The sequence below is a fragment of the Streptomyces sp. NPDC036815 genome, assembly GCF_055609205.1.
In genome coordinates this window covers 181,809-203,319 of record NZ_JBVJPW010000011.1, presented here as the reverse complement: position 1 = coordinate 203,319, position 21,511 = coordinate 181,809, and the positions used below count along the sequence as shown (strand labels likewise).

Here is a 21,511-nt window from a genome sequence, read left to right as displayed (position 1 = left end):
AGGACTCCGGGCGCTTGCTTCCGCAGCCAGGAAATCGGGTGTGTCATTCCGGCGCCTTTCTATGCGTGCGGAACGGAAGTGATCTCTGCGGCGATGTGCTGCCGCCAGATCTCGAATGCGGGAATCTCCCCGCCGTCGCAGCCGTCGGGCGCCGATTCGGTACACACCCGAGCGGCTTCCTCGGGCGTCCGCCCGCCGCACAGCACACGGGCGGCGACATGCGTGTGGGCGATCGTCGTACCCGCCCGCTCGCGCGCCTCGCAGGCGAACGCGGAGCCCTGCGCCAGGTTCGGCCGGTGCTCACCCGCGTGCTTGGCGAAGCGCCGCAGCTCGTCCTCGTCGGCGCTGCCCGCATACGTGCAGGCGAGCCCGGCACCGGCGTACATGTCGCCGTGACGGTGGGCGGGGTAGGCGTCGATGAGCTCGGCGACGACGTCCGGATCGGTGCCGCCGACGAACCACAGGGCGCGGCCGATGCCCTGGTCGATGACGCGGGCGCTGTAGGCGTCCGGCCCTCCCTTCCAGCTGAAGGGGTGTTCCAGGCCGGGGTCGCGGACATAGGCGTCGGTCTTGAAGTACGCCTGGTGGAAGCCGTAACCGTCCAGGATCAGCCAGCGCAGCACCGGATCGCAGCGGGTCACGTCGGGCCACATGAACCGCGGCAGCCTGGCCATCGCCCAGCCGATGCCGACATAGATCATGTAGTTGTGGTGCCGGCCCCGGCTCTCCAGGATCCCGGTCAGCCGCTTGCTGCCGCCCGTGAGCGAGTCCAGCATGACGGCGCCCATCCCGGCGCCCTCGTACGCGAAACCGCGGAAGGCGCGGGGAACCGTCTCCAGCCAGTCGGCGGCCTGGTCCGCGGAGCGTGCCTCGACCGCGTAGGCGTAGCCCTGGAGGAAGCACGTCCCGACCATTTCGAGCTGCTGCTTGGCCTCCGCGTTCTTGATGTGGAACCCGCGTGTTTCCATTTGCGTTTCCCGCACATTGGGCGTGAGGACTCGGCGCCTGAGCGCACGCATCATCGACACCTGAAATACCGCCCCTCGATCCTTTGCCTGAATTCCCGTTCGCTAGACGAAGATATTCGACGGGGGTACCCCTGCGGCTACTCCAGGAATGCTTGACGGGAATGCGCGAGAACTTGCTCACGCACCGCGCGGCGCCACAATTCATAGGCCGGGACGCCGCCGGCCGCGCCCGGCTCGGGCGCGGCCGCGTCGGCGAGCGCGGCCGCCGCCTCGACGGTGAGCCCGGCCAGCGCGTGCAGCGCGGTCCGGGTGTGCTCGGGGACGGCGGCGGAGAAGTGGCGGGCCTTCGCCGCGAACACGGCGCCCTGCGCCACATGGCCGTGCAGCTCACCGGACTCCACGCGCAGCGCGGCCAGTTCGGCGGCCGTGGAACAGCCCGCGAAGGTGGCGGCGAGCCCCACGCCCGCCCACAGATCCGGCGCACGCTCGGAGGCGAACCTGCGCACGGCGGCGCTGACCTGCCCCACACGTGCGCCGTGGATGAACCACAGGGCACGGCCGATGCCCTGGTCCACCGCCCGCAGGAAGTAGTCCGGGTGCCCCTCCCACGCGTAGGGGAGGTCCCGGCGCTGGTCGTCGACCCAGCGCACGTGGTCGAAGTAGGCGCGGTCGAAGCCGTACCCGTCGACGGCGAGCCAGTTCATCGGCGGGTAGAACTCCCTGCCGTCGAGCTCGTCGGGCAGGACCTTCTTCCACAGCGGCCGGGGCAGCTTGGCCATCGCGAAGCCGATGCCGATGTAGTTGAGGAAGATGTGCCGCCGTCCGGCGCCCTGGAGGAGCTCCCGGGTGCGCCCGCCGCGGCCGGGCATCGCGTCCCGGATGACCGAGGCCATGGTCGCGCCCTCGTAGGCGAAGCCCTGCACCTGCGCATCGACCAGCGCCAGCCGCCGCTCGATCTCCCACAGGCCCTTGGACTCGATGCCCCACTCGAAGCCGGCCACCACGGCCTGCGGGATGGCCTCCAGCTGCCGGGTGGCAGCGGTCTCGGTCACCGGGAACCCGCGCCCGGCGAAGCTCACGTCACGCAGGGACGGAGCCATCAGAAGTCTGCGCACAGAGCCCATTGCCGTTGCCACGCCGCGTCTCCTCGGCCGGCCACCAGGAAGGTGGCGGGGGCCTCATCGTCGGTCGGCGGCGAGGATCAGGGCATCTTCGGAAATGCGCACACCCCTGCTCACGCATCGCGGCCGGCGGCGCACCGGCTCTCAGGCCGCCCAGGGCGCGATCGGGTACCAGGGGATGATCTCGCGGCGCGCGAGCAGCCTGACGTCCCAGTACAGGACGGTGAAGACGCCCGCGACGATCAGGGTCACCGCGGTCACGGCGGCCATCCGGCCCGGACTGGCCGTCATCCACGCGGACAGCCGGCCGCCGGCGAAGTAGGCCAGCAGGAAGAAGAGCACCGCGATGACCACCACGTTGCCGACCGACTGCAGCACGAACACCGCCGCCCCGTACAGGGGGTTGCCGCTCTCGGCCGCGTCACGAAAGAGCCGGCGGAAGAGCGGATACGGCCGCCCGATGAGGAAGCCGCCGACCAGGACACCCATGAACACCGTCTGGGCGTGCGGGAAACGGCGGGCCGCCCCCGCGAACGGATCACGGGTGTAGCCCAGCGCGCTGAGCCCCAGCCAGAACATCGAAAGACCGATCACCCCGAACGTGACCATCGACTGCACCGAGCGGCCCGACAACTCCCCCGGAACGGGCTGTGCCTCGGAGAACTGCGGCATCGACGTCCCCACCAGAGCGACCACCGCCCCGTACACCGCCGAGACCACGACCATGCCGAGCAGGAGCCAGCCCAGCGGCCTGAGCGCCTGGACGGCCCGGCCCGCACGGCTGTTCACGGTCCCCAGCATCGGAGCGACCGTGCCGAACACCGCGATGTTGCACGCGGTGAGGGTGCCGGCGAGCCCCGAGGTGAAGGCGAAGGCCGTCCCGGCCGCCACCGAGGCGAGCGGCGCCGTCTCCGGATCACGACCGAGGATCGACCTCGCCGTATTGCCGCCGACCGTCTGGTCGACGAACTCCGCCGACCAGATCACCGTCAGGAGGAAACCGGCGACCGCACCGAGGAGCAGCAGCAGTCCGCGCCGCCGCACCCTGTCCCCTCCGCTGCCGACACTGCTGTCACGAACCGGTAAACGATCGGTGTCTGCCACGACAGAGCTCCCTCGTCGGCCGTCGGGTCCGGCGACAGCGTAGGGGCGGCGGACGGTGATTTCTTGTTCCAGGTTGCTGAATTTCCGGGCGCGGCGCGCCCGGGAGCGGGGAGGGGCGAGCGGGGCGCGGCGGCCGAACCGAAGTGAGCAACACAGGAGTTGGCCCCCGGCGGCGTCCTCAGGAACATGGACGGGTCTACCGCCCGGACGACAGACAAGGACGTGCCATGCCGCACATCACCCTCGGCAACGACGAGCCCGGCATCCGCGGTCTGATGGCCCACCGCCCGGACACCGCCGCGCCGCTCAACGACCTCGCCAACGTGCTGCTGCGCGAGCCGGCCTCCCTCAGCCGCGGGGAGCGCGAGCTGATCGCCGCGTACGTCTCCCACCTCAACAGCACCCCGTTCTGCGCCGGAACGCACGGCGCGGCGGCCGCCGCCCAGCTCGACGGCGGCCGGGACACGGTCGAGGCCGTGTGCGCCGGCCCGGAGAGCGCACCCGTCACTCCCCGGCTGCGCGCCCTGCTGCGCATCGCGGCCGAGGTGCGCCACGATGCCCGTCCGCTGTCCGACGACGTGCTCGCCGCGGCCCGCGCCGAAGGGGCCCAGGACAGCGACATCCACGACACCGTGCTGATCGCCGCGGCCTTTTGCATGTACAACCGCTACGTCAGCTGCCTGGCCACCGACGTCCCGCCCCAGGACTACTACGACGCGGCGGCCCACCGCATCGTGGGACAGGGCTACGGCACGGGCCGCCACCGGGACCACGTCCCGGACCCGGCCGCGGGCATCTCAGCCCCCGCCGCCGGAGGCTGAGGCCGACACCTGCGCGGCGTACGGCTCCAGGGCCAGCCGCAGGGCGTCGGGCACCCTGGTGGGCCGGGTGTCGCCGTTGGGGCCGCGCATACAGGCCACCCGCTGCCGGCCGCGGGCCACCAGCTTCTCGGTGCCCTCGTGCGAGCGCACGTAGTCGAAGGTGAAGACGAGCTGTGTCTGGGTCAGCTCCTCCAGGCGCATCTGGATCGAGAGCTGGTCGAAGGCGGTGATCTCGGCGAAGAACTCGCAGCTCACCGAGACGGTGAACAGCTTCAGGTCGCCGCGGATGTCGTCGAGCACCTCGGGGGCCTTGTCCAGCAGGAACATCTCCCGGCACCGGCCCTGCCAGCGAACGTAGTTGACGTAGTAGACGTTGCCGACCAGGTTGGTCTCCTCGAATCCGACGACATGGCGCAGTTCGTAGTAGGGCCGCACGTCGGTCATCAGCGCTTCCTTTCCTTCGCCATCAGGGCGAAGACCGGTGACGGCACGATCGGATCCACCACCGGGCCCGGTTCGAATCATGGGAAGAAACCCCACGGACACGATCGAGGATCGCCCGAGGGCCGGCATCTCCCGGCGTGCTGAGGGATCTCCGGTCCGGGCAACAGCCCTGCTCAACACGTGGTTGAGAAGCGCCGGAGCAATCCCGAAGGGGCACGCCATCAGGAGAGGCTGCTGTGAAGGAAGAAGACGATAACCACCCGGCGGGCGCGCTGTTTCGGCAGACTGCGAGGACGGGGGACGCCCACCACGACCTCCCGCCACGACCGAGGAGAGGCATCCCATGCCGCGGATTCCCGTCCACACCGTCGCCAGCGCGCCCGCCGCCGGCGCGGAGACCCTGCGCCGCCTGGAGAAGCGGTTCGGCAGGGTGCTCAACATCCACGCGGGGATGGCCCACTCACCCGTGGTCCTGGAGGCCTACGCGGCGCTCAGCACGGCCATCGCGCAGCACGGCACCTTCGACGCCCGCACCCGCGAGGCGATAGCCCTGGCGGTGGGCGCGGTCGACGGGTGCGGGTACTGCCAGTCGGCGCACACGGTCTCGGCGAAGGCGGCGGGCTTCACCGAGGAGGAGACCGTGGCGATCCGCCGCGGGGAGGCGGGACCGGACGCGAAGCTCGCCGCCCTGGTCCAGGTCGCGCGGGAGATCGCCGGCGAGGTCGGCGACGCCTCCGACGCGGCGTGGGACAGGGCCGTGGCCCAGGGCTGGACGGACACCCAGCTGACGGAGGTGTTCGTCCACGTGGCGGTCAACCTCTACACCAACTACTTCAACCACTACGCCCGTACGGAACTCGACGTCCCGGCCGCACCGGGCCTCAAGGGCTGATCCCACCGGCCGAAGAGCCGGTCCCGCGGGTCACCCCATCGGGTCTCGACGGCCGGCAGGAAGCGGGGAGGCTTCATGAGTCGAACGGGCGTGCGCCCCAGAGTGCTCGTCGTGGGGGCCGGTCTGGCCGGCACCGCGACGGCGATCCGACTGCTGCACTTCGCACGAAGACCACTGGAGATCGTCCGGCTGGAGCGGCGCCCCGACTACCGCTCCGCCGGGGTCGCCTACCACCGCGACGGCAATCCCTGGGACCACGTCTTCAACATCCAGGCCGGCCGCATGTCGGTGTTCCGGGAGGACGTCCTGGACTTCATCCGCTGGGCCAACCACGAGGCCGACCGCCGGGACTGGCCGCAGCACTGGGCGGCCCGGGAGTTCACCGAACAGGGCCCGGCGCCCCGCCGCATCTTCCAGGACTACCTCGACGACCGGCTGGCCGAGGCCGCACGGGAGGCCTACCCCGGCGTCGACCTCGTCGAAGCGGACGGCGAAGCACTCGACATGGACCCCTGCGAGCGGGGCTTCGAGGTGACGGTGGGCCACCTCGGCGCGCACGGCCTGGACGGTCTGCGTCCCGGGCCGCTCCCGGACACGGCAGTGCTCGCCACGGACCACGTCGTCCTCGCCACCGGCCTCGAACTCAAGGACCCGCCCTTCGCCGCGGAGGTCGCCGGGCACCCCTCCTTCGTCCGCAATCCGTACTCCGCGAGCGCGATCCGCGCACTCGCCCACCTCCCCTCCGACGCCACCGTCGCCCTCGTCGGATCCGCGCTGACCGCCTACGACTCGGCAGGCATGCTGCTGCGCAACGGCCACACCGGGCGGATCCACCTCATCTCCAAGTCCGGCACGATCTTCCGCACCTACCCCCGCACCCACGAACACGGCGTGCTGCGCCTGCCCCGCCCCGACACCCTGCTCGAGCCCTACCGCGACCGCGAGGAATTCCTGGCCAGGGTCAGGGCCGCATGGCGGACAGCGTGCTCGACGGTCCGCACCAACCACCCCGACATCTCCTCCGCGATCATCTCCGAGCGGGTCGCCAAGGCGTGGGAGCCCTACCTCCCCGAGGTCATCGAACGCATCCCCACCAGTGAACTGCGCTTCCTGCTCGATGAGTTCGCCACCACCATCGCGGCCCTGCGCGTGGGCGCCGTGGAGTACACGATGGGGGTCATCGAACGCGCGATGCGGCCACCGGACGGCACCGTGGAACTGGTCCGCGGCCGGGTGCGGTCGATCATGCCCGCGCGGTCCGGGCGGCTGCTGGTCTCGGTCGCCTCCCAGCACGAGAGGCACCACGTCGAAGCCGACCTGGTGGTCTCCAACTTCGGCAGGGAGTCCGACTACGCCAAGGTCGGGCAGGCGCTCTGGCGAAACCTCCTTCGCAAAGGCATCGCGACCCCCCACGAGCGCACCGGGCGCGGCCTGGAGGTCGACGCATGCGGAACGCTGCTGGGCGCCGACGGGCGGCCGGCAGGCCCGATCTCCACGGTCGGCGCGCTGCGCGAGGGCGACGAGATCGTCCGGCACGGCCGCACCGGCGCGTTCACGTTCAACCTCGCCGCCATCAAGAACCACTCGGTGTCCGTCGCGGCCCACGTGGTCGAGCAACTGGAACTGCGCCAGGACGGCTTGAACGACATCGCCGCCCGCCATCCCCACTACCGAAGCTATGCCAGCAATCCGGAGGAAGCGGCCCGGGCGGGCCTGGAGGAGTCTGTGGAACTGGAAGTGCGAAGGCTGGCCACGCGCGAACGTGAGCAAAGAGCAGCACTTGACTCCCGCTTGCACGCGAGCATTCTTTCCCTGAGCGGTCTTACGGCACTTCCGGCGGATGTCTCCCGGCCCGACCGCCTGATGAGAGCGGTCGTCAACCGGGTCGCCGTGGAACGCCTCAACGATGTCTCCGTGACGCCACGGCAGCTACGTCGGCAACTGGGGATCGAGAACGCCGAGAACCTGGAGGGCTAGTTGAACGGGAACGGGCGGCGGATTCCGGGATTTCTTCTGGCCGGCGGCACCGAGAGCGTGCTGCACGGCATCTGCAACCGCACAAGAAGTCCACGCGAGGGAACCATTCTCGTCGCCCCTTCCCTCGAAGCCGGGCTGTACGACGCCATCGTGGCCGCGCGCGCGGTGGTCTGCGGCTCGGGGGGACCGACCGGTCACATGCAGTCCCTGTGCCGCGGCCGGGGAATACCCGTGCTCCGCGTCGACGAGGCGGACCTCGCCGATCTGGTCGGCGAGGTGACGCTGTACCTGGAGAGCGCCTCGATCGTCGTCGGGCCCAAGCCGTCCGCGCAGCCCGGGGCGGGCAGTCCCACCCTGGACGACCTCGGCTCGGCGTGCGCGGTCATCGCGGACCTGCAGGACATCACCACCATCAACGCTTCGGGGCCGAACGCCGCACGGGTCGGGTCCTTCTTCATCCGCGAGGAGTTCCTCTGCCTCGCGCTGGGCCTGAGCCCGCTCGACGCCCTGGCCGGCGGCCCCGCCGACATCACCGCCTACGGACAGGCCATCGCAGGCAGGCTCTGCGGCTTCGTCCAGGCGCTCCTGCCCGGTCAACGCCTGATCCTGCGGCTGCTCGACCTGCGCTCCGACCACGCGGCCGACGTCACCGAGAGCGCCCCGGTCGCGGTCGAGCCGAATCCCGAGATGGGCCTGCACGGCGCCCGCTGGCTGCTCGGCTCCGTCGCCTACCGCGACGCCTTGCACGCCGTGCTGTCCACGCTGCGCGACCGCCTCGGCGACGAAGCCGACCGGGTGGGGCTCTCGGTGCCGTTCGTCAGCGACGAGACGGAGTTCTCCCAGCTCAGAGCGCACCTCGTGCTGCCGGACGGCGTCCCCCTGTCCGCGTTCATCGAGACGCCCTCCGCCGTGCACGCCACCTCGGCGATGTGCGCCGCGGGCGTCAGCGAACTGTTCGTCGGCATCAAGGACCTGGTGCAGTTCTATCTCGCGGCGGACCGGGGCAACCACCTGGTCGCCGACTCCTACCGCACCCGTCACCCGGCGGTCCTGGACGGGGTGCGCAGGGTCGTGGAGTCCGCCCGCGCCGCGGGCACCCCGGTACGGGTCTTCTCCCTGGCCGCCGATCTCGACCACTACCTCGAGAACCTGCCGGCCCCCGACGGCTACATGATGTGCACCGCCGAACTCCGGCAGATGCTCCTCACGCCCCCCGCCCGGACCTGATCCTGCCCTGGGGCGGGCGCGGGGGAGCGGCCCGCCCCAGGAGTCTTTGCGCCCCTTGGGGGCGTCGTCTCAGCTCGCCGCCCGCGGGCGGGTGAGCAGGGGAAGCTGCCCGCGCACGCCGGCCCGGCCGGAGGTGCTGCCGTCGGGGGTGGGGGCGCCGTAGGTGACCTCGACGCCCCGCTCGCGGGCCGCCTGGACGATGCCGGGAACGGCACGTTCGGCGAGCGCGGAGATGGTGAGCGCGGGATTGACGGTGAGGGCGCCCGGTACCGCGGAGCCGTCCGTCACGAAGATGCCGGGGTGGCCGCGCAGTTCGTGCCGGTCGTCCAGGGCGGAGGTGTGCGGGTCGTCGCCGATGCGGCAGGACGCGAGCGGGTGGACGGTGTAGGCGCCCACCACGTCATTGGTCCAGGGCGTCACGCGGGCCAGCCCGTCGCGTTCCAGGATGTCCTTGACGACCGCGTCGGACTCGTCCCAGCCGCGCAGGGTGTTGGCGCTGGGCCGGTAGGAGATCGGGCCCCGGCCGAGCATCTGCTGCGAGATCCGCTCGGCGTTCCCGGTGGGCGGCGGCGGCCCGAAGACGCCTTCGTTGTCGTCCTCGACCATCGTGAAGATGGTCAGCCAGGAGCGCCAGCGCCGGACCATCTCGGTCTTCTCCGCGCCGAACCAACTGGGCTTGGGGGCATCGGGGACCTGGGCGAGGATGGTGCCGAAGCCCGGCGGGAAGTAGAGCTGCTCCAGGGAGAACCGGGAGTGCTCGGGAAGGCTGCCGTCGAGGTTGTCCCAGCTCGCCACGACCGGCCCCTTGCCGATCTGGTTGGCGAGGTAGGCGACGCCGTCGCCGCGGTCGAGGCCCAGCAGGTCGCGGGCGCGTTCCTCGTCGATCACCGCGTTGTTGAGCCGCTCGCCGTTGCCGGAGAAGTAGCGTCCGACGGCATGGGGCATCTGGCCGAGGTCGGCGGCGGAGCGCTGCAGGATGACCGGGGTGGCGCCCGCTCCCGCGGCCAGGATGACGATCTTGGCGTCGATGACACCGCTGCCGTTGCTCAGGCGGTAGTCCGTGTCGTCGATGGTGTTGTAGTGGACGCGGTAGCCGCCGCTGTCGGTGCGCGTGAGTTTCTGCACCTCGTGCAGCGGCCGGATCTCGGCCCCGTGGGCGCGCGCGGCGGGCAGGTAGTTCAGCAGGAGGGAGCGTTTCGCGTCGAACCGGCAGCCGGCCATCATCCAGTTGCAGTTCGTGCACTTGGAGTTGTCCACCGCGGTGGGGACGGGGTTGGCGGTCCGCCCGGCGTGGTCGCAGGCCGCGGCGAAGAGACCGCCGGCGTAGCTGACGTCCTCCCAGCTCTGGGTGGTGATGGGAAGGGCCTCGCTGACCACGTCGTACCAGGGGTCGAGGACATCGCGGCTGAGGGCGGCCGGCCACATGCGGCGGCCGATGCTCCCGGTGCGGTCGAAGACGAAGCGGGGCGCGCGGGGCATCGCGGCGAAGTAGACGACGCTGCCTCCGCCGACGCAGTTGCCGCCGAGCAGGCTCATGCCGTCGCCGACGGTGAAGTCGAAGATGCGGGTGTAGGAGGAACCGAGCAGGAAGTCGTGCTCGAAGTCGTTCGACTCCAGCCACGGGCCCCTCTCCAGCATGGTGACCTTCGCCCCGCCCGCGGCGAGGTGGTACGCGGTGATGGACCCGCCGAATCCGCTGCCCACGATCAGCACATCGGTCTGCTCGATCGCATTCACGCCAGGCTCCCGGAGGGTGTGGTGTCGGGGTGGAGACGGGCCAGGGGGCGACCGTAGGAGAACTCGGAGAAGCGCCACAGTCCGTCTTCGGAAGGCGGCGCGAAGCCCAGGGCGGCCAGGCCCGGGTGTCCGGCGGCGATCGCGTCGGCGGTGTGCAGATGGGCACCGGTGTCGAAGGCCATGTTGCTGAACAGGGCGAGACCGACCCAGATGTCGCGCTCGGGATGTCCGGGAGCGGTCAGGACGGCCACCAGGTGCGTTCGCTCGGGGTAGGACAGGGCCACGAAGGGCGGCACCGGATCGTCCGCGTCGGCCGGATCCGCGGCGGCGTACAGCCGGGCATGGGCGTTCAGGGCGTCGGCGAAGTCCTCCAGGGCGTCCGACAAGCCGGTGGCGGGGGTCCGCAGCAGTTCCAGGGCGCCCGCCGCCACTGCCCCGGGACCCGGCACGACGCCGGCCACCGCCCGGTCCCCCTCGTGCCGTTTGGCACCAGGGACTATGGTGTCGGCGAAGGCCTCCAACGTGCTGATTCTGTCCTGATCTAGCAGCGGTTGAATGGATGGCATTCCTTCTCCATTTCGGCGCACGGGGCGGCATGGAATCGGCAGCGACTCGTCATGTCGAGAACCACCGCACAGATCCTCCGCCGCGGAGACCGGCCGGGCATCTCCGTCATTGCTGTCATCCGCGCGCCCCCTCATCCGCCGTCAATAAGGCCCGGCAGCGCCGATCGGCACAATTTCTCTCCGCACGGTGAATATCAGGAGTATTCAGCCGCCCGCCGTGCAGGCCGAGTTGCCCCCGTACCGGCGGACGGCCTCCTCCGCCTCCGCGATGCGACGCAGGCTCAGCAGTATCGGCTCGTACAGGACGGTCAGGGCGACCGCCGCCTCCAGCTGCTGGCTCGATGACGCGTACCGCTGCGCCGCATCCAGTACGGGGGCGGCGAGCTGACCCGCCGCGCGCGCGTACGGCGCCAGGTCCTCGACGGCGCACGGATAGCCGAGGCGCACCAGCGTGCCGATCGCGGTCACGAGCATCCCGTGCGTCGGCGAACTCGCCGTGGATTCTCGGCTGTTGTGCCAGCCGAGCCGCTCGAGCAGGGTGCCGGCCGTCCGGCGCGCGGCCTTCGTCGCCGGGTCCTCCTGCGGCGGCCCGGAGCCGTGCGCGAGCGCGGAGATGGCGGCCGCCAGGCGGAGAGGGCGGGCGGTGGACTCGTCTTCCGCGGCAGCAAGGACTTCCCGGGCCGATGCCGTGGACATCCTCCCCACCTGGACGAGCGCCCGGACGAGTCGCAGGCGCCGCAGATGCGACTCGTCGTACTCCGCCTGGGTGGCGCTCACCCGCCGGCCCGCCCGTAGCAGCCCCTCCCGCACGTAGTACTTGATCGTGGCGACCGGCACCCCGCTTCGCCTGCTCAGTTCGGCCAAGCGCATGGCTTCCCTACCTGATCACCTGGGCAACGGGGCTGCGGGGGCGGGCTGTTGGCGGCGTCGCTGCGGCGCGGCGACCGCGGCGCCGGATCATCCGACGGCCCGGACGATGTCCGTCTCGAACGCCTCCGAGCGCACGCGCTGCAGCGCCACCAGTATCGGGGGGTCGAGAATGCGCATGCTCCGCAGCCGGAAATCGGTCGGGCCGAGCGGTGTGTCCCGGCGCACCTTCAAAGGGCCGAGGGAGCCCACATGAACCGCCTGGTCCTCGGTCAGGGCTTCGCAGGCGTGCCCCGGAACGGAATGCCCCAACAGGAACCACGTGCCGGCCGGAACCTCGGTGATCTCGAAAGGGCCGGGGAGACGGAGAACGGTGCAACTCACCGGCTTGCCCTCGGGGACCCGGGTGGGGAAAAGGCCGAGGAATAATAACCCAAGATCTGCCCCCTCGGGTGCGGTGACCGACCCGTACACCGACCCCCCGGCGTCTTTCTTCCCGGCGGCTTTCAGTGAACCCGAATTGACGAATCCGTTGAATCTCCGATAGGCGGAAGGCGATACTCCGACGCTGCCGGAAAAACGCGAGCTGAAGGTTCCCACACTGCTGTACCCGACCATATGACTTATGGCGGTGACCGTGAGATCGGTCGTCAGGAGCAACCTCTTCGCCTCCCGGATGCGCATTGCCGACAGGAAACGCCCCGGTGAGACGCCTGTCACCCTCTGGAATTCGCGGGAGAAATGAAACTTGCTGTACATGGCGAACCCGGCTATGTCGTCAATGCTCAGCGGCTCCGAGAGGTTCTCCCGCATGGTCTTGATGGATCGCTCGACGGCATCGACAATAGTGGGCACCGCGCTTTTCCCGCTCTCCATTTACCCTCCCAGGGCAGCGAAAAGGCGATCAGGTCGATGAATTCGAGGCCATGTGGCCGGTCGACGGACGACCTAGAACGCTCACAGCGGAATGGACGTTAGCAGTACGTCTCACATCCGAACAAGCATCCGTTTTATGTTTCGAATGCATAAACCATGGGAATATACGCCCGCCTGTTGGGGCGCCATGAAACAGCAACATCGGAGATGTTAGGGGCCTCTTTGACTTCTTCGGCGATGCGGTTCTCGACCGGCTTCCAACCGGATCTATTGCTGCCCGAAGTGAGCATCGGGAGAGAAGGCCCGGAGGCCGGCCTGCCACACACTGGGTGCCGGAACATATCCGCAACGAGTGGAGGGAATTCCCCATGGTGAAGCAGAGGGACGTCCTGGCAGATCTGGTCGAGGAAGGGGACGGGATCGATGCTCTGGTCGCGGAGTTGAGCGACGCCGAGTGGGATACGCCGACCCCCGCCGAGGGATGGACGATAGCCCATCAGATCGCGCACCTGACCATGGTGTTCGAGCTGGCGGAGAAGGCCGCCGCCGACGCCCCGGCCTTCGCGGCCAAGGTCGCCGGGCTCGGGCCGTCCTTCGACGCGGCGGTCCAGCAGGGCCTCTACCCCTACCTGGCGGACGGCCCCGCCCGGCTCCTTGAGCGCTGGCGCGCCCAGCGGGCCGCCACCGAACGGGCGCTGTTCGCGGTCGGGCCGGGACAGATCGTGCCGTGGCTGGTGCGCCCCATCCCCGCCGCGGTGCTCGCCGCCGCGGGGATGATGGAGACGTTCGCCCACGGCCAGGACGTGGCGGACGCACTCGGGGTGCGCCGGACGTTCACCGACCGCATCGTCCACATCGCCGAATTCACCGTTACCACCTGGGATTTCGGTTATCAGTCGCGTGAACTGACGGCGCCGCCGGCCGCGTTCCGCTTCCGTCTGACGGCGCCCTCGGGAGACGTGTGGGAGATGGGACCGGCAGCGGCCCGCGAACTCATCGAGGGCCCGGCGGTGGACCTGTGCCTGCTCGCCACCCGGCGGCGCCACCGTGCTGACCTGGCCCTGACCGCCAGCGGCCCCGAGAGCGACCGGTGGCTCGACATCGCTCAGGCGTACCGCGGCCCGGCGGGCCCCGGCCGCCGCCCGGGACAGTTCACCGAAGTGCCCGGATAACCCGCGCAGGCGGTGACGCCAGGGGGAAGGCGATTGAGGTGGCAGGTGATGGAGGTGGAAAAGGGCCGGGGGCCCGGGGCGCTTGGCCCCGGGCCCCCGGCCCGTCCGTGGAGTGTGCTCAGGCGACCGGAGTGTTCTGATAGGCGGCGAGCTGCCACCCGCTTTCCTCCCTGACGACCACCCAGGTGGCCCGTATGGACCGCTCCGCCGAGACCTTTTTCTCGCCGGGCAGCAGAATGCCTCCCGCGGTGACAAGAATCGCGGAGTCCGGGCTGAGGAACTCGACCGAAATCGGCTCACCGGCCACGCGCGTCCCCTTGTAGGGCCCGGCGAATGCCTCGGTCATGAACTCTTCGACGGCCCCACGGCCCTTCTGGAAGGTCCCGGGCAGGATCATCGTGCCGTTCTCGGTGAATACCGCGGCGAACTTCTTCGCGTCGTGGCTCGCCCACGCGGCGACAATCCGCTGCGGAACTTCCGCCGCACCTGCCTGGTCCGCATGGGCGGAGCTGGTCGTTTTCGGCATTGACGTCTCCCTCTCGTACGCGTATTTCCCGCTCCGCGCCAGCGTGGCAAAATTCTTCGCACCGGGACAACTCCGACGATGCCGATGCACCGCGGAACGGGCCGGACCCGAAATGACGGCGTCCGCACCGCAGAAGGAAAGAGGCAGAGAAAGAAGAACCTGGGTGCGCATGCGCATTTCTCGGAACGTAATTGCGCCGGGCATGCGCCGGACATGCGTATGGGCACGGAAAACTCTCCGTGCCAGCTTTTCCGGGCAGTGAGGCCGCAATCCACGGAAGAGGACCGGGGAATACGCAGGAGCGGGCAGCCGAAGACGTCCGAAGGCGAGGCGGCCGCATTCCACGTCGGTGCCCGGCCCCGTCGATCTACGAAGACGATGCACCGCACCGGGCTGCGACCGCGCCCGCCCATGGAGAGAACCGGCCGTTGCACCGCCTGCTTCCAGCGCGTTTCGGCTTATCCGGCCTTCCGGATTCCTTTTCCGGCGCACGGCCGCTGCGCCGGCCAGGGAATTGCTGGTTTCCGCTGATGCGGGCCCGGGGGAGCGAACTCCGCCCGGGCCGGACAAGGGGATAAGGAGCGACGGTGTTCAGAGGTACGGGATGTTCAGAGGTACTGGGTGTTGGGGGCCAGCCCGCACAGGATGCGGCCGTACAGCTCCAGGTTGGTGTTCGGGTGCATGATGGCGTGCAGGTTCAGCGTCTGGACATCGCGCTCGATGCGCTGGATGGGCACGTCGGTGTAGATCGACGAGGCGCCGCTCGCCGTGTTCAGGATGTCCACGGCCTCCTTCGACCGCTGGCACGCCGCGCCCGTGTCGAGCCGGACGCGGGCCCGTTCCTCCAGCGTCCACGGCTCGCCGGACGCGTTCTTGGCGTCCACGAGGTCGGCGATGCGGTACACGTGGAACTCGGTCTCGTCGATCTTGACCGATGCCTCGGCGACCTGGAGGTGGGTGAGCGGGGCCTCGCTCTGGTCGGCGTACTCGGTGTAGGTGATCTTCCGGCCGGGCAGCCGCTCGAAGAAGACGTCCCGCGCGCCCTTGGCCAGACCCAGTGCGGTCGCGCTGACAGTGGCGCACGCCGTCGGCATGATCGGTGCCCGGTTGATGAGCGCATCGGCGTTACTGCCGTGACCGCTGTGCCCCTGGAGGATGCCGCCCAGCGGGATGTACCAGCCGTCCGGCACGAACACCTCGCGGGCGATCGTACTGACACTGCCCGAACCCCGCAGGCCGGCGGTGTGCCAGTCGTCGTCGATCTCCAGCGAGGCCAGCGGAATCAGGGTCATGACCGGCTGGTAGCCACCCTCCGGCATGGCCAGCACCGCCGCGTTGGTGTTCCACTTGCTGTGCTTGGCCCCGCTGTTGAACGCCCACCTGCCGCTGACCACGATGCCGCCCTCCGCCGGCGCCGCCGTGGCCGTCGGACTGATGATGCCGCTCACCAGGTCGTCGGGGGAGGCGAACACCTCGTCCTGCACCGCGTCGGGGAAGAGCCCGGCCACCCACGCGCTGATGGACCACACACCGGCGGTCCACGACGCGGATCCGTCCCCCTTGGCCAGTTCCGCGAGCACCTCCACCTGGGTCCTCATGTCGCACTCGTAACCGCCGAGGCGGGCGGGGATCCGGGTGCGCAGCAGGCCGGCCTCCGCCATCGCCGCGATGGTGCCCTCGTGCAACTGGCGGTTCTCTTCGGCCCAGAAGGCGTTCTTGCGGAGCGTCGGCACCAACTTCGCTGCGCGGGCAACAAGGTCGGCACGGGTCGGTGAGTCCGCACGCTCGGTGGTGTCCACAGATTCTCCTCGGGAAGCGATGACAGGGGTTGGGCAGGCGCCCGGTGATCGGAGTCCTGGATCACCGTCGCAGGCACCGGTGTGCGCTACATCTCCTGAGTTGCGGGGTACGGCCAGGCGGTCACGCCTGCGTGCGGAACTCCGCGCCGCGGCCCCGGGAACCCATCGGCTGATCTCCCAGCGCATCCTGCTGCGCGCTGCCGGGCGCCGCATCTCCTGGCGTGCGCTGCCGAGCCCCTCTCAGGCCAACCCCGTTGCGCCGGGCCGCGGTTCACCCCACCCCCAGCAGGCGCGGGCCGCCCAGCGCAATCCAGAAGATGCCGGATGTCTGAGCGGGGCCGGAGAGTGGACGCCCATGAAAGCAGCCGTCATTCCCGCGATCAACGCCCGGTGGGAGATCCAGGACGTCGCGACCCCCCGGCCGGGCCCCGGCGAGGTGCTCATCAAGGTGCACGCGTGCGGGCTCTGCCACAACGACATCTGGGTCGCCCAGGGCGTCTTCCCCTTCCCGGCGTGCGAACCGGCGATCACCGGACACGAGGCGGCGGGCGAGATAGTCGCACTCGGCCCGGGCACCACGACCCGCCAGGTGGGCGACCGGGTCGGCACCACCTGGGTCCAGGCCGCCTGCGGCCGGTGCTCCTACTGCCGCCGCAACCTGCCGCTGACCGGCCAGTCCGGCATGACCTGCGCGGCGCCGGTGATGACCGGCCTGACCGTACAAGGAGGCCATGCCGAATACCTCTGCGTGGCCGCGGCGAGCACCGTGCTGCTCCCCGAGGGACTCGACTACGTGACGGCCGCGCCCGTGCTCTGCGCCGGTTACACGGCCTGGAGCGCGCTGCGCGCGAGCGAACCGCAGCCGCACGAGCGGATCGCCGTTCTCGGCATCGGGGGCCTGGGGCACATGGCCGTGCAGTACTCCCGGGCCTGCGGATTCGAGACCGTCGCCCTCACCCGCTCGCCGGACAAGCACGAACTCTGCGCGAGGCTGGGGGCCGACCTCGTCGTGCGTGACGGGCAGGAACTGCGTGAGGCCGGCGGCGCCGACGTCGTCCTGGTGACCGGTACGTCGTACGAGGCCGCCACGGACGCGCTCCAGGGACTGCGGGTCGGCGGGCGGATCGTGCTGGCCACCATCGACCCGTCGGGGGCGTTCACCATCGGCCCCGGCACACCGTTCTGGGCGCGGGGCCAGCGCGTGCTGGGCGCCACCCACAACGGGCTGCGGTATCTGACCGAGGCACTCGACCTGGTGGCGCAGGGCGCGGTGACCCCGATGACCGAGGTCTTCCCGATGGACAGGATCACGGACGCCGTCGACAAGGCGGCGAAGGGAGAGGCCCGCTTCCGCGCCGTCGTGACGTACTGAGAGCCCGCGGAAGGAAGTTGGCCCGGAAAATACCGCACTCTGGAAGACGCCGGCCCGTCATGCAGCCCGGACAATCCACTTCCGAGACCGGTTGTGGCGCTCTCCCGGGCCCTTTTGACGACGAGGCAGGTACACATGACACAGGCAACGGCACCCCGTCCGGGCGGACTTCCCTCCCTGACCGCCTTACGATTCGTTGCCGCGTTCCTGGTCTTCGTCTTCCACGCCCACTACCTGGGCATCTTCAGCGACACCTCGGTGCAGGAGGCGTACGACTTCGTCACCAGCAGCGCCGGCGGGATCGGCGTCTCGTTCTTCTTCGTGCTCAGCGGGTTCGTCCTGACCTGGGCGGCGAAACCGAACGACACGATGGGCGCGTTCTGGCGCCGGCGGTTCTTCAAGATCTTCCCGAGTCACGCCGTGGTCTGGCTGCTCCTCGTCACCATGCTGCTCGTCTCGGGCATCGCGATGGAGGCCGAACCCGCCCTGGCCAACCTCTTCCTGGTCAACGCCTGGGTGCCGGACATGGACAACCTCATGTTCGCGGTCAACGGGGTCACCTGGTCGCTGTCGGCGGAGATCGCCTTCTACCTGCTGTTCCCGTTCCTGCTCCTCGCCATCAACAAGATCCGGGCCGACCGGCTCTGGTACTGGGTCATCGCCGTGTCGGCGCTGGCGCTGTCGGTACCGCTGCTGTCGAAGACCTTCCTGCCCGACGCTCCGATGTTCCCGGCATACGACCAGTTCTCCTGGCCGCAGATGTGGTTCGCCTACCAGTTCCCGCTGGTGCGCTGCCTCGAGTTCATCGTCGGGATCCTCTTCGCCCGCATCGTCCTGAGCGGACGGTGGGTCCGCCTGGGCCTGGGCCCGGCCGCGCTCGGCGTCTTCGCGGTGTACGTGGGGGCCCTGTGGCTGCCCGAGCTCTGGTCGTTCGCGGCACCCTACTCGTTCCCGGTCGGGCTGCTGGTCGCGGCCGCCGCCGACGACCTCGCCGGGCGCGTGGGACTGCTGGTCCGCCGTCCGCTGGTCTGGCTGGGGGAGATCTCGTACGCGTTCTTCCTGATCCACCTCAACGTGCTGAACTCGGCGCAGGCGGCGTTCAAGGGGGAGTGGATGGGCTACGGCGCCTTCGAGCGGGCCTCGTGGAGCACGCCGGTGGCGGTGCTGTTCCTGCTGGGCTGCCTGGCCCTCAGCATCGTCCTGGCCTGGCTGCTCTACCGGTTCGTCGAGATGCCGGTCATGCGCAGGTGGTCCCGCTCCCGCTCGCACCGCCCGCCGGTTCCCGCGGTCGGCCCCGGCGGGGTCAACGCCCCCACGACCACGGGCTGAGCGCGTGCCATGCCCCGGGCCCGGCCCGGCGCTCCGCCCGGCCCCCGCTGCGGCGGGTACCGGGCGGAGCGCCTCTTTTCAGGATTCGGCCGTCTCGGGGCTTTCGGTGACCGGGTCCAGCTCCTCGGAGGCTTCCGGTGCCGCTTCCTTCTGGCCCAGCGTCGTCCACGCGAGGACGAAGAGGAGCGCGATGATCGCGATGCCGACGACGGCCACCACGTTCAGCCCGTCGGTGAAGGTGTCGCGGGCCGTCTCCAGCAGCGACTGGGCCTGGGAGGCCGGGAGTCCGGCGGCGGCGTCGACCGCTTCGGCCAGCGTCTGCCGGGCGTCGGCGACCGGGGAGTCGGACATGCCGGACTGGTAGACCGCGCTGCCGACGCTGCCGAGCAGGGCGATGCCGAGGGTCGAGCCGAGGAGGTTGCTGGTCTCCGACATCGACGCCGCCGAGCCCGCCTTCTCGGGCGGGGCCGCCCCGACGACCATGCTGGTGCCGAGCATGAACAGCGGCGCGATGCCCACCGCCACCAGCGCCACGCTCAGGGACACCAGGGCCGGGCCGCTGGTCCTGCTCACCGTGGTGAGCAGACCCAGGCCGACGAAGCACAGCACGAGCCCGCCGAGGATCGCCGTGCGCGGCTGGATCCGCCGCACGATCACCGGGGTGAGCAGGACTCCGGCGGCGATGCCCAGGCCGGTCGGGGCCTGCCACAGCCCGGCCTCCGTGGGATCCAGACCGAGCACGCTCTGGATGAACTGGCTGGTCAGCAGGCCCAGTCCGGCCAGCGTTCCCGAGGCGAGCAACATCGTCAGCAGTGAGCTGCTGAACTTGACGTTGCGAAACAGCCGCAGGTCGAGCAGCGGGTTGGGCAGGCGCAGCTGGCGGCGGGTGAAGACGACACCGAACGCGACACCGACGGCGATGGCCACCAGCGCCCCCACCGGTGAGCTGTCGTCGCCGACGGCCAGCTGCTTGATGCCGTAGACCACCGGCAGGATCGCGGCCAGCGACAGCACCACGCTGACCAGGTCGAGGCGCTTGGCGTTGGCGTCGCGGTACTCGGGCAGCAGCAGCGGGCCGGCGACCAGCAGGATCAGCATGACCGGGATGCTGATCAGGAACACCGAGCCCCACCAGAAGTGCTCCAGCAGGACCCCGCCGATGACCGGGCCCAGGGCGGCACCGCCGAAATTGCAGAACGCCCACAGCGAGATGGCCGTGCCCATCTGCTTGGGGTTGCGGAACATGTTGCTGATCAGGGCGAGCGTCGAGGGCGACAGCGTGGCGGCGGCGATGCCCAGCAGGGCACGGGCGATGATCAGCATCAGCGGGCTGGTCGAGAACGCCGCGAGCAGCGAGGCGGCGGAGAAGGCGCTCGCGCCGAGCATGAGGAGCTTGCGGCGGCCGATCCGGTCACCGAGCGTCCCCATGGTGATCAGGAAGCCGGCGAGCATGAAGCCGTAGATGTCGGTGATCCACAGCTGCTCGGTGCCGGTCGCGCGCAGGTCGGCGCTCAGATGGGGCAGTGCTAGGAACAGGACACCGATGTCGAAGGCGACGAGCAGCGTGGGCAAGGCCAGTGCGGCCAGGCCCAGCCACTCCCGGCGCCCGGCCAACGGGGCCGTGTCCTGAGTCGTGTCACTCATGGAAATCCTTTCTCGTTCACCACCGGGGGTGGCACTCGTGCATGACGCCGTTACCCGGTAGTCGGAGCAGGTTCCGAGAATCCGACACGTGAGCCGTTGAGCCGGTACGCGTTCGCCGGGGCGCGGAGCCCGACGCGGTGGGTGAGGTGAACGAGCGGGACGCGCCCCGCACCGGGCGCGGGCCTCCTACTGCCGGATCGCCCCGGTCGCCGCGTCCAACCGCCCGGCGTGCGGGCCCTTCCCGCGGCGGCGCGCGGTGAACTCCAGGTACGCCTGCGCGAGCAGCAGGTGGAGGATCCACACGCCCCAGCTGGTGGCCTCGATGAGGATCTGGATGTTCACCTCCAGGCCCCAGTTCAGGATCATCCAGGCGACGATGCGGCCGTAGGTGGTGAACAGCGCGAGCGAGAAGCTGTAGATCATCCAGCGGCGGTGCTCGGCGTAGCGGCGCTGACGGGCCTTGCGCCAGGCGTACAGCGTCGTGCCCAGCCACAGGACCGCACCGCAGGCGAGGCCCGTGCTGCCCTGGTTGGGGCGGTGCGGGACCAGCACGAACAGCACGATGAGCGTCGTGGGGATCACCGCGCCGAACACGTACACCCGGCCGGTCCAGCGGTGCACCTCGGGGCGCGTGCGGCGCAGGTGGGGCCAGGCCTGGAGCATCATCGTCAGCAGGGCCAGGTTGCCGGTGGCCACGTGGGCGACCAGGAACGCGAAGTGCGGCTGGAAACCCGGGTCGAGCTGGCTCCGGGAGACCTCGGCGTCGGTGGCGAAGTAGTGGGGGAAGGAGTACAGCAGGTTGAACAGCACAGCCGCGCCCACGACTGCGTACCAGGGGTAGTACATCTTCCACCACGGCCGTTCCGCGTGTGCCGCGGGCCGCCGGTCGGTGTCGGGGTCCTCCGGAGGGGGCATCTGGAGGCCTGTCGGTTGCCTGTTCTGAGACATGCCTGTCCTCGGCTCTCACGGCTGGGGAGAAACGCAGGTTGAGTATCGGACCCCAGGAACGCGGCGAGCATCTTCGTAAGTGCTGTCTTACGCGGGCTCCGGGCAAGTGGCGCTCAGCTCA

At 70.0% G+C, this 21,511-nt stretch carries 19 protein-coding genes; 7 read left to right on the top strand and 12 right to left on the bottom strand.

The genetic code is table 11. The annotated features are described in order from the left end of the window. Positions 1-59: 59 nt before the first annotated feature. The 3 genes from ACZ69I_RS23360 to ACZ69I_RS23350 form a co-directional block, all read right to left on the bottom strand. Positions 60-1,028 (bottom strand): DUF1702 family protein, encoded by a 969-nt coding sequence (locus tag ACZ69I_RS23360; protein WP_470834336.1) that lies wholly within the window; start codon positions 1,026-1,028, stop codon positions 60-62. 77 nt (positions 1,029-1,105) lie between these two features. Further along, positions 1,106-2,104 carry a DUF1702 family protein gene (locus ACZ69I_RS23355; protein ID WP_467677178.1) on the bottom strand — a complete coding sequence of 333 codons (999 nt, stop codon included), beginning with the start codon at positions 2,102-2,104 and terminating at the stop codon, positions 1,106-1,108. 129 nt (positions 2,105-2,233) lie between these two features. Beyond that, the gene (locus tag ACZ69I_RS23350; protein WP_467677180.1) at positions 2,234-3,133 is read right to left on the bottom strand and encodes a hypothetical protein; all 900 of its coding nucleotides are present in this window, start codon (positions 3,131-3,133) and stop codon (positions 2,234-2,236) included. A gap of 287 nt (positions 3,134-3,420) precedes the next feature. On the opposite strand from ACZ69I_RS23350, the gene ACZ69I_RS23345 reads away from it, so the two are divergent. Beyond that, on the top strand, positions 3,421-4,014 hold the full coding sequence (locus ACZ69I_RS23345) for a carboxymuconolactone decarboxylase family protein (RefSeq protein ID WP_470834334.1): 594 nt from the start codon (positions 3,421-3,423) through the stop codon (positions 4,012-4,014). On the opposite strand, the gene ACZ69I_RS23340 is transcribed toward ACZ69I_RS23345, so the two are convergent. Further along, positions 3,991-4,458 carry an acyl-CoA thioesterase gene (locus tag ACZ69I_RS23340; RefSeq protein WP_467677184.1) on the bottom strand — a complete coding sequence of 156 codons (468 nt, stop codon included), beginning with the start codon at positions 4,456-4,458 and terminating at the stop codon, positions 3,991-3,993. The two genes, ACZ69I_RS23345 and ACZ69I_RS23340, sit on opposite strands and share 24 nt — an antisense overlap. A 343-nt stretch (positions 4,459-4,801) precedes the next feature. Between ACZ69I_RS23340 and ACZ69I_RS23335 the strand changes: the two genes are divergently transcribed. From ACZ69I_RS23335 to ACZ69I_RS23325, 3 genes are all read left to right on the top strand, one after another. Then, entirely contained in the window at positions 4,802-5,350 is a 549-nt protein-coding gene (locus ACZ69I_RS23335) for a carboxymuconolactone decarboxylase family protein (RefSeq protein WP_470834332.1), read from the top strand. A 75-nt stretch (positions 5,351-5,425) separates the two neighbouring features. Beyond that, on the top strand, positions 5,426-7,327 hold the full coding sequence (locus ACZ69I_RS23330) for an FAD/NAD(P)-binding protein (RefSeq protein WP_470834330.1): 1,902 nt from the start codon (positions 5,426-5,428) through the stop codon (positions 7,325-7,327). Continuing rightward, positions 7,328-8,554, top strand: a complete 1,227-nt coding sequence (locus ACZ69I_RS23325; RefSeq protein ID WP_467677190.1) for a putative PEP-binding protein — start codon at positions 7,328-7,330, stop codon at positions 8,552-8,554. It abuts the gene before it with no gap. A gap of 69 nt (positions 8,555-8,623) precedes the next feature. On the opposite strand, the gene ACZ69I_RS23320 is transcribed toward ACZ69I_RS23325, so the two are convergent. The 4 genes from ACZ69I_RS23320 to ACZ69I_RS23305 all read right to left on the bottom strand — a co-directional run bounded on the left by ACZ69I_RS23320 (position 8,624) and on the right by ACZ69I_RS23305 (position 12,537). Continuing rightward, on the bottom strand, positions 8,624-10,291 hold the full coding sequence (locus tag ACZ69I_RS23320) for an FAD-dependent oxidoreductase (protein ID WP_467677192.1): 1,668 nt from the start codon (positions 10,289-10,291) through the stop codon (positions 8,624-8,626). After that, on the bottom strand, positions 10,288-10,857 hold the full coding sequence (locus tag ACZ69I_RS23315) for a DUF5987 family protein (RefSeq protein WP_467677194.1): 570 nt from the start codon (positions 10,855-10,857) through the stop codon (positions 10,288-10,290). The genes ACZ69I_RS23320 and ACZ69I_RS23315 overlap by 4 nt, the downstream gene beginning before the upstream one ends. A gap of 204 nt (positions 10,858-11,061) precedes the next feature. Further along, positions 11,062-11,727: a MerR family transcriptional regulator gene (locus ACZ69I_RS23310; protein ID WP_467677196.1), complete on the bottom strand. Its 666-nt coding sequence runs from the start codon at positions 11,725-11,727 to the stop codon at positions 11,062-11,064. Positions 11,728-11,814: 87 nt separating this feature from the next. Next, positions 11,815-12,537, bottom strand: coding sequence for a helix-turn-helix transcriptional regulator (locus ACZ69I_RS23305; RefSeq protein ID WP_467677603.1), 723 nt, complete (start codon positions 12,535-12,537; stop codon positions 11,815-11,817). Between the two features lie 431 nt (positions 12,538-12,968). Between ACZ69I_RS23305 and ACZ69I_RS23300 the strand changes: the two genes are divergently transcribed. After that, positions 12,969-13,772 (top strand): TIGR03084 family metal-binding protein, encoded by an 804-nt coding sequence (locus ACZ69I_RS23300; protein WP_470834328.1) that lies wholly within the window; start codon positions 12,969-12,971, stop codon positions 13,770-13,772. A 118-nt stretch (positions 13,773-13,890) separates the two neighbouring features. Here the strand turns inward: ACZ69I_RS23300 and ACZ69I_RS23295 are convergent, their stop codons facing one another. Both ACZ69I_RS23295 and ACZ69I_RS23290 read right to left on the bottom strand, forming a co-directional pair. After that, positions 13,891-14,298: an SgcJ/EcaC family oxidoreductase gene (locus tag ACZ69I_RS23295; RefSeq protein WP_467677605.1), complete on the bottom strand. Its 408-nt coding sequence runs from the start codon at positions 14,296-14,298 to the stop codon at positions 13,891-13,893. 608 nt (positions 14,299-14,906) lie between these two features. Then, positions 14,907-16,097: an acyl-CoA dehydrogenase family protein gene (locus ACZ69I_RS23290; RefSeq protein WP_467677200.1), complete on the bottom strand. Its 1,191-nt coding sequence runs from the start codon at positions 16,095-16,097 to the stop codon at positions 14,907-14,909. Positions 16,098-16,452: 355 nt separating this feature from the next. Between ACZ69I_RS23290 and ACZ69I_RS23285 the strand changes: the two genes are divergently transcribed. Continuing rightward, positions 16,453-17,469 (top strand): alcohol dehydrogenase catalytic domain-containing protein, encoded by a 1,017-nt coding sequence (locus tag ACZ69I_RS23285; protein ID WP_467677202.1) that lies wholly within the window; start codon positions 16,453-16,455, stop codon positions 17,467-17,469. A gap of 135 nt (positions 17,470-17,604) precedes the next feature. Next, positions 17,605-18,798, top strand: a complete 1,194-nt coding sequence (locus ACZ69I_RS23280) for an acyltransferase family protein (RefSeq protein WP_470834327.1) — start codon at positions 17,605-17,607, stop codon at positions 18,796-18,798. Between the two features lie 78 nt (positions 18,799-18,876). Here the strand turns inward: ACZ69I_RS23280 and ACZ69I_RS23275 are convergent, their stop codons facing one another. Both ACZ69I_RS23275 and ACZ69I_RS23270 read right to left on the bottom strand, forming a co-directional pair. Beyond that, positions 18,877-20,442 (bottom strand): MFS transporter, encoded by a 1,566-nt coding sequence (locus ACZ69I_RS23275; RefSeq protein WP_467677206.1) that lies wholly within the window; start codon positions 20,440-20,442, stop codon positions 18,877-18,879. 186 nt (positions 20,443-20,628) lie between these two features. Beyond that, positions 20,629-21,390 (bottom strand): DUF2306 domain-containing protein, encoded by a 762-nt coding sequence (locus ACZ69I_RS23270; protein WP_470834325.1) that lies wholly within the window; start codon positions 21,388-21,390, stop codon positions 20,629-20,631. Positions 21,391-21,511: the final 121 nt, after the last annotated feature.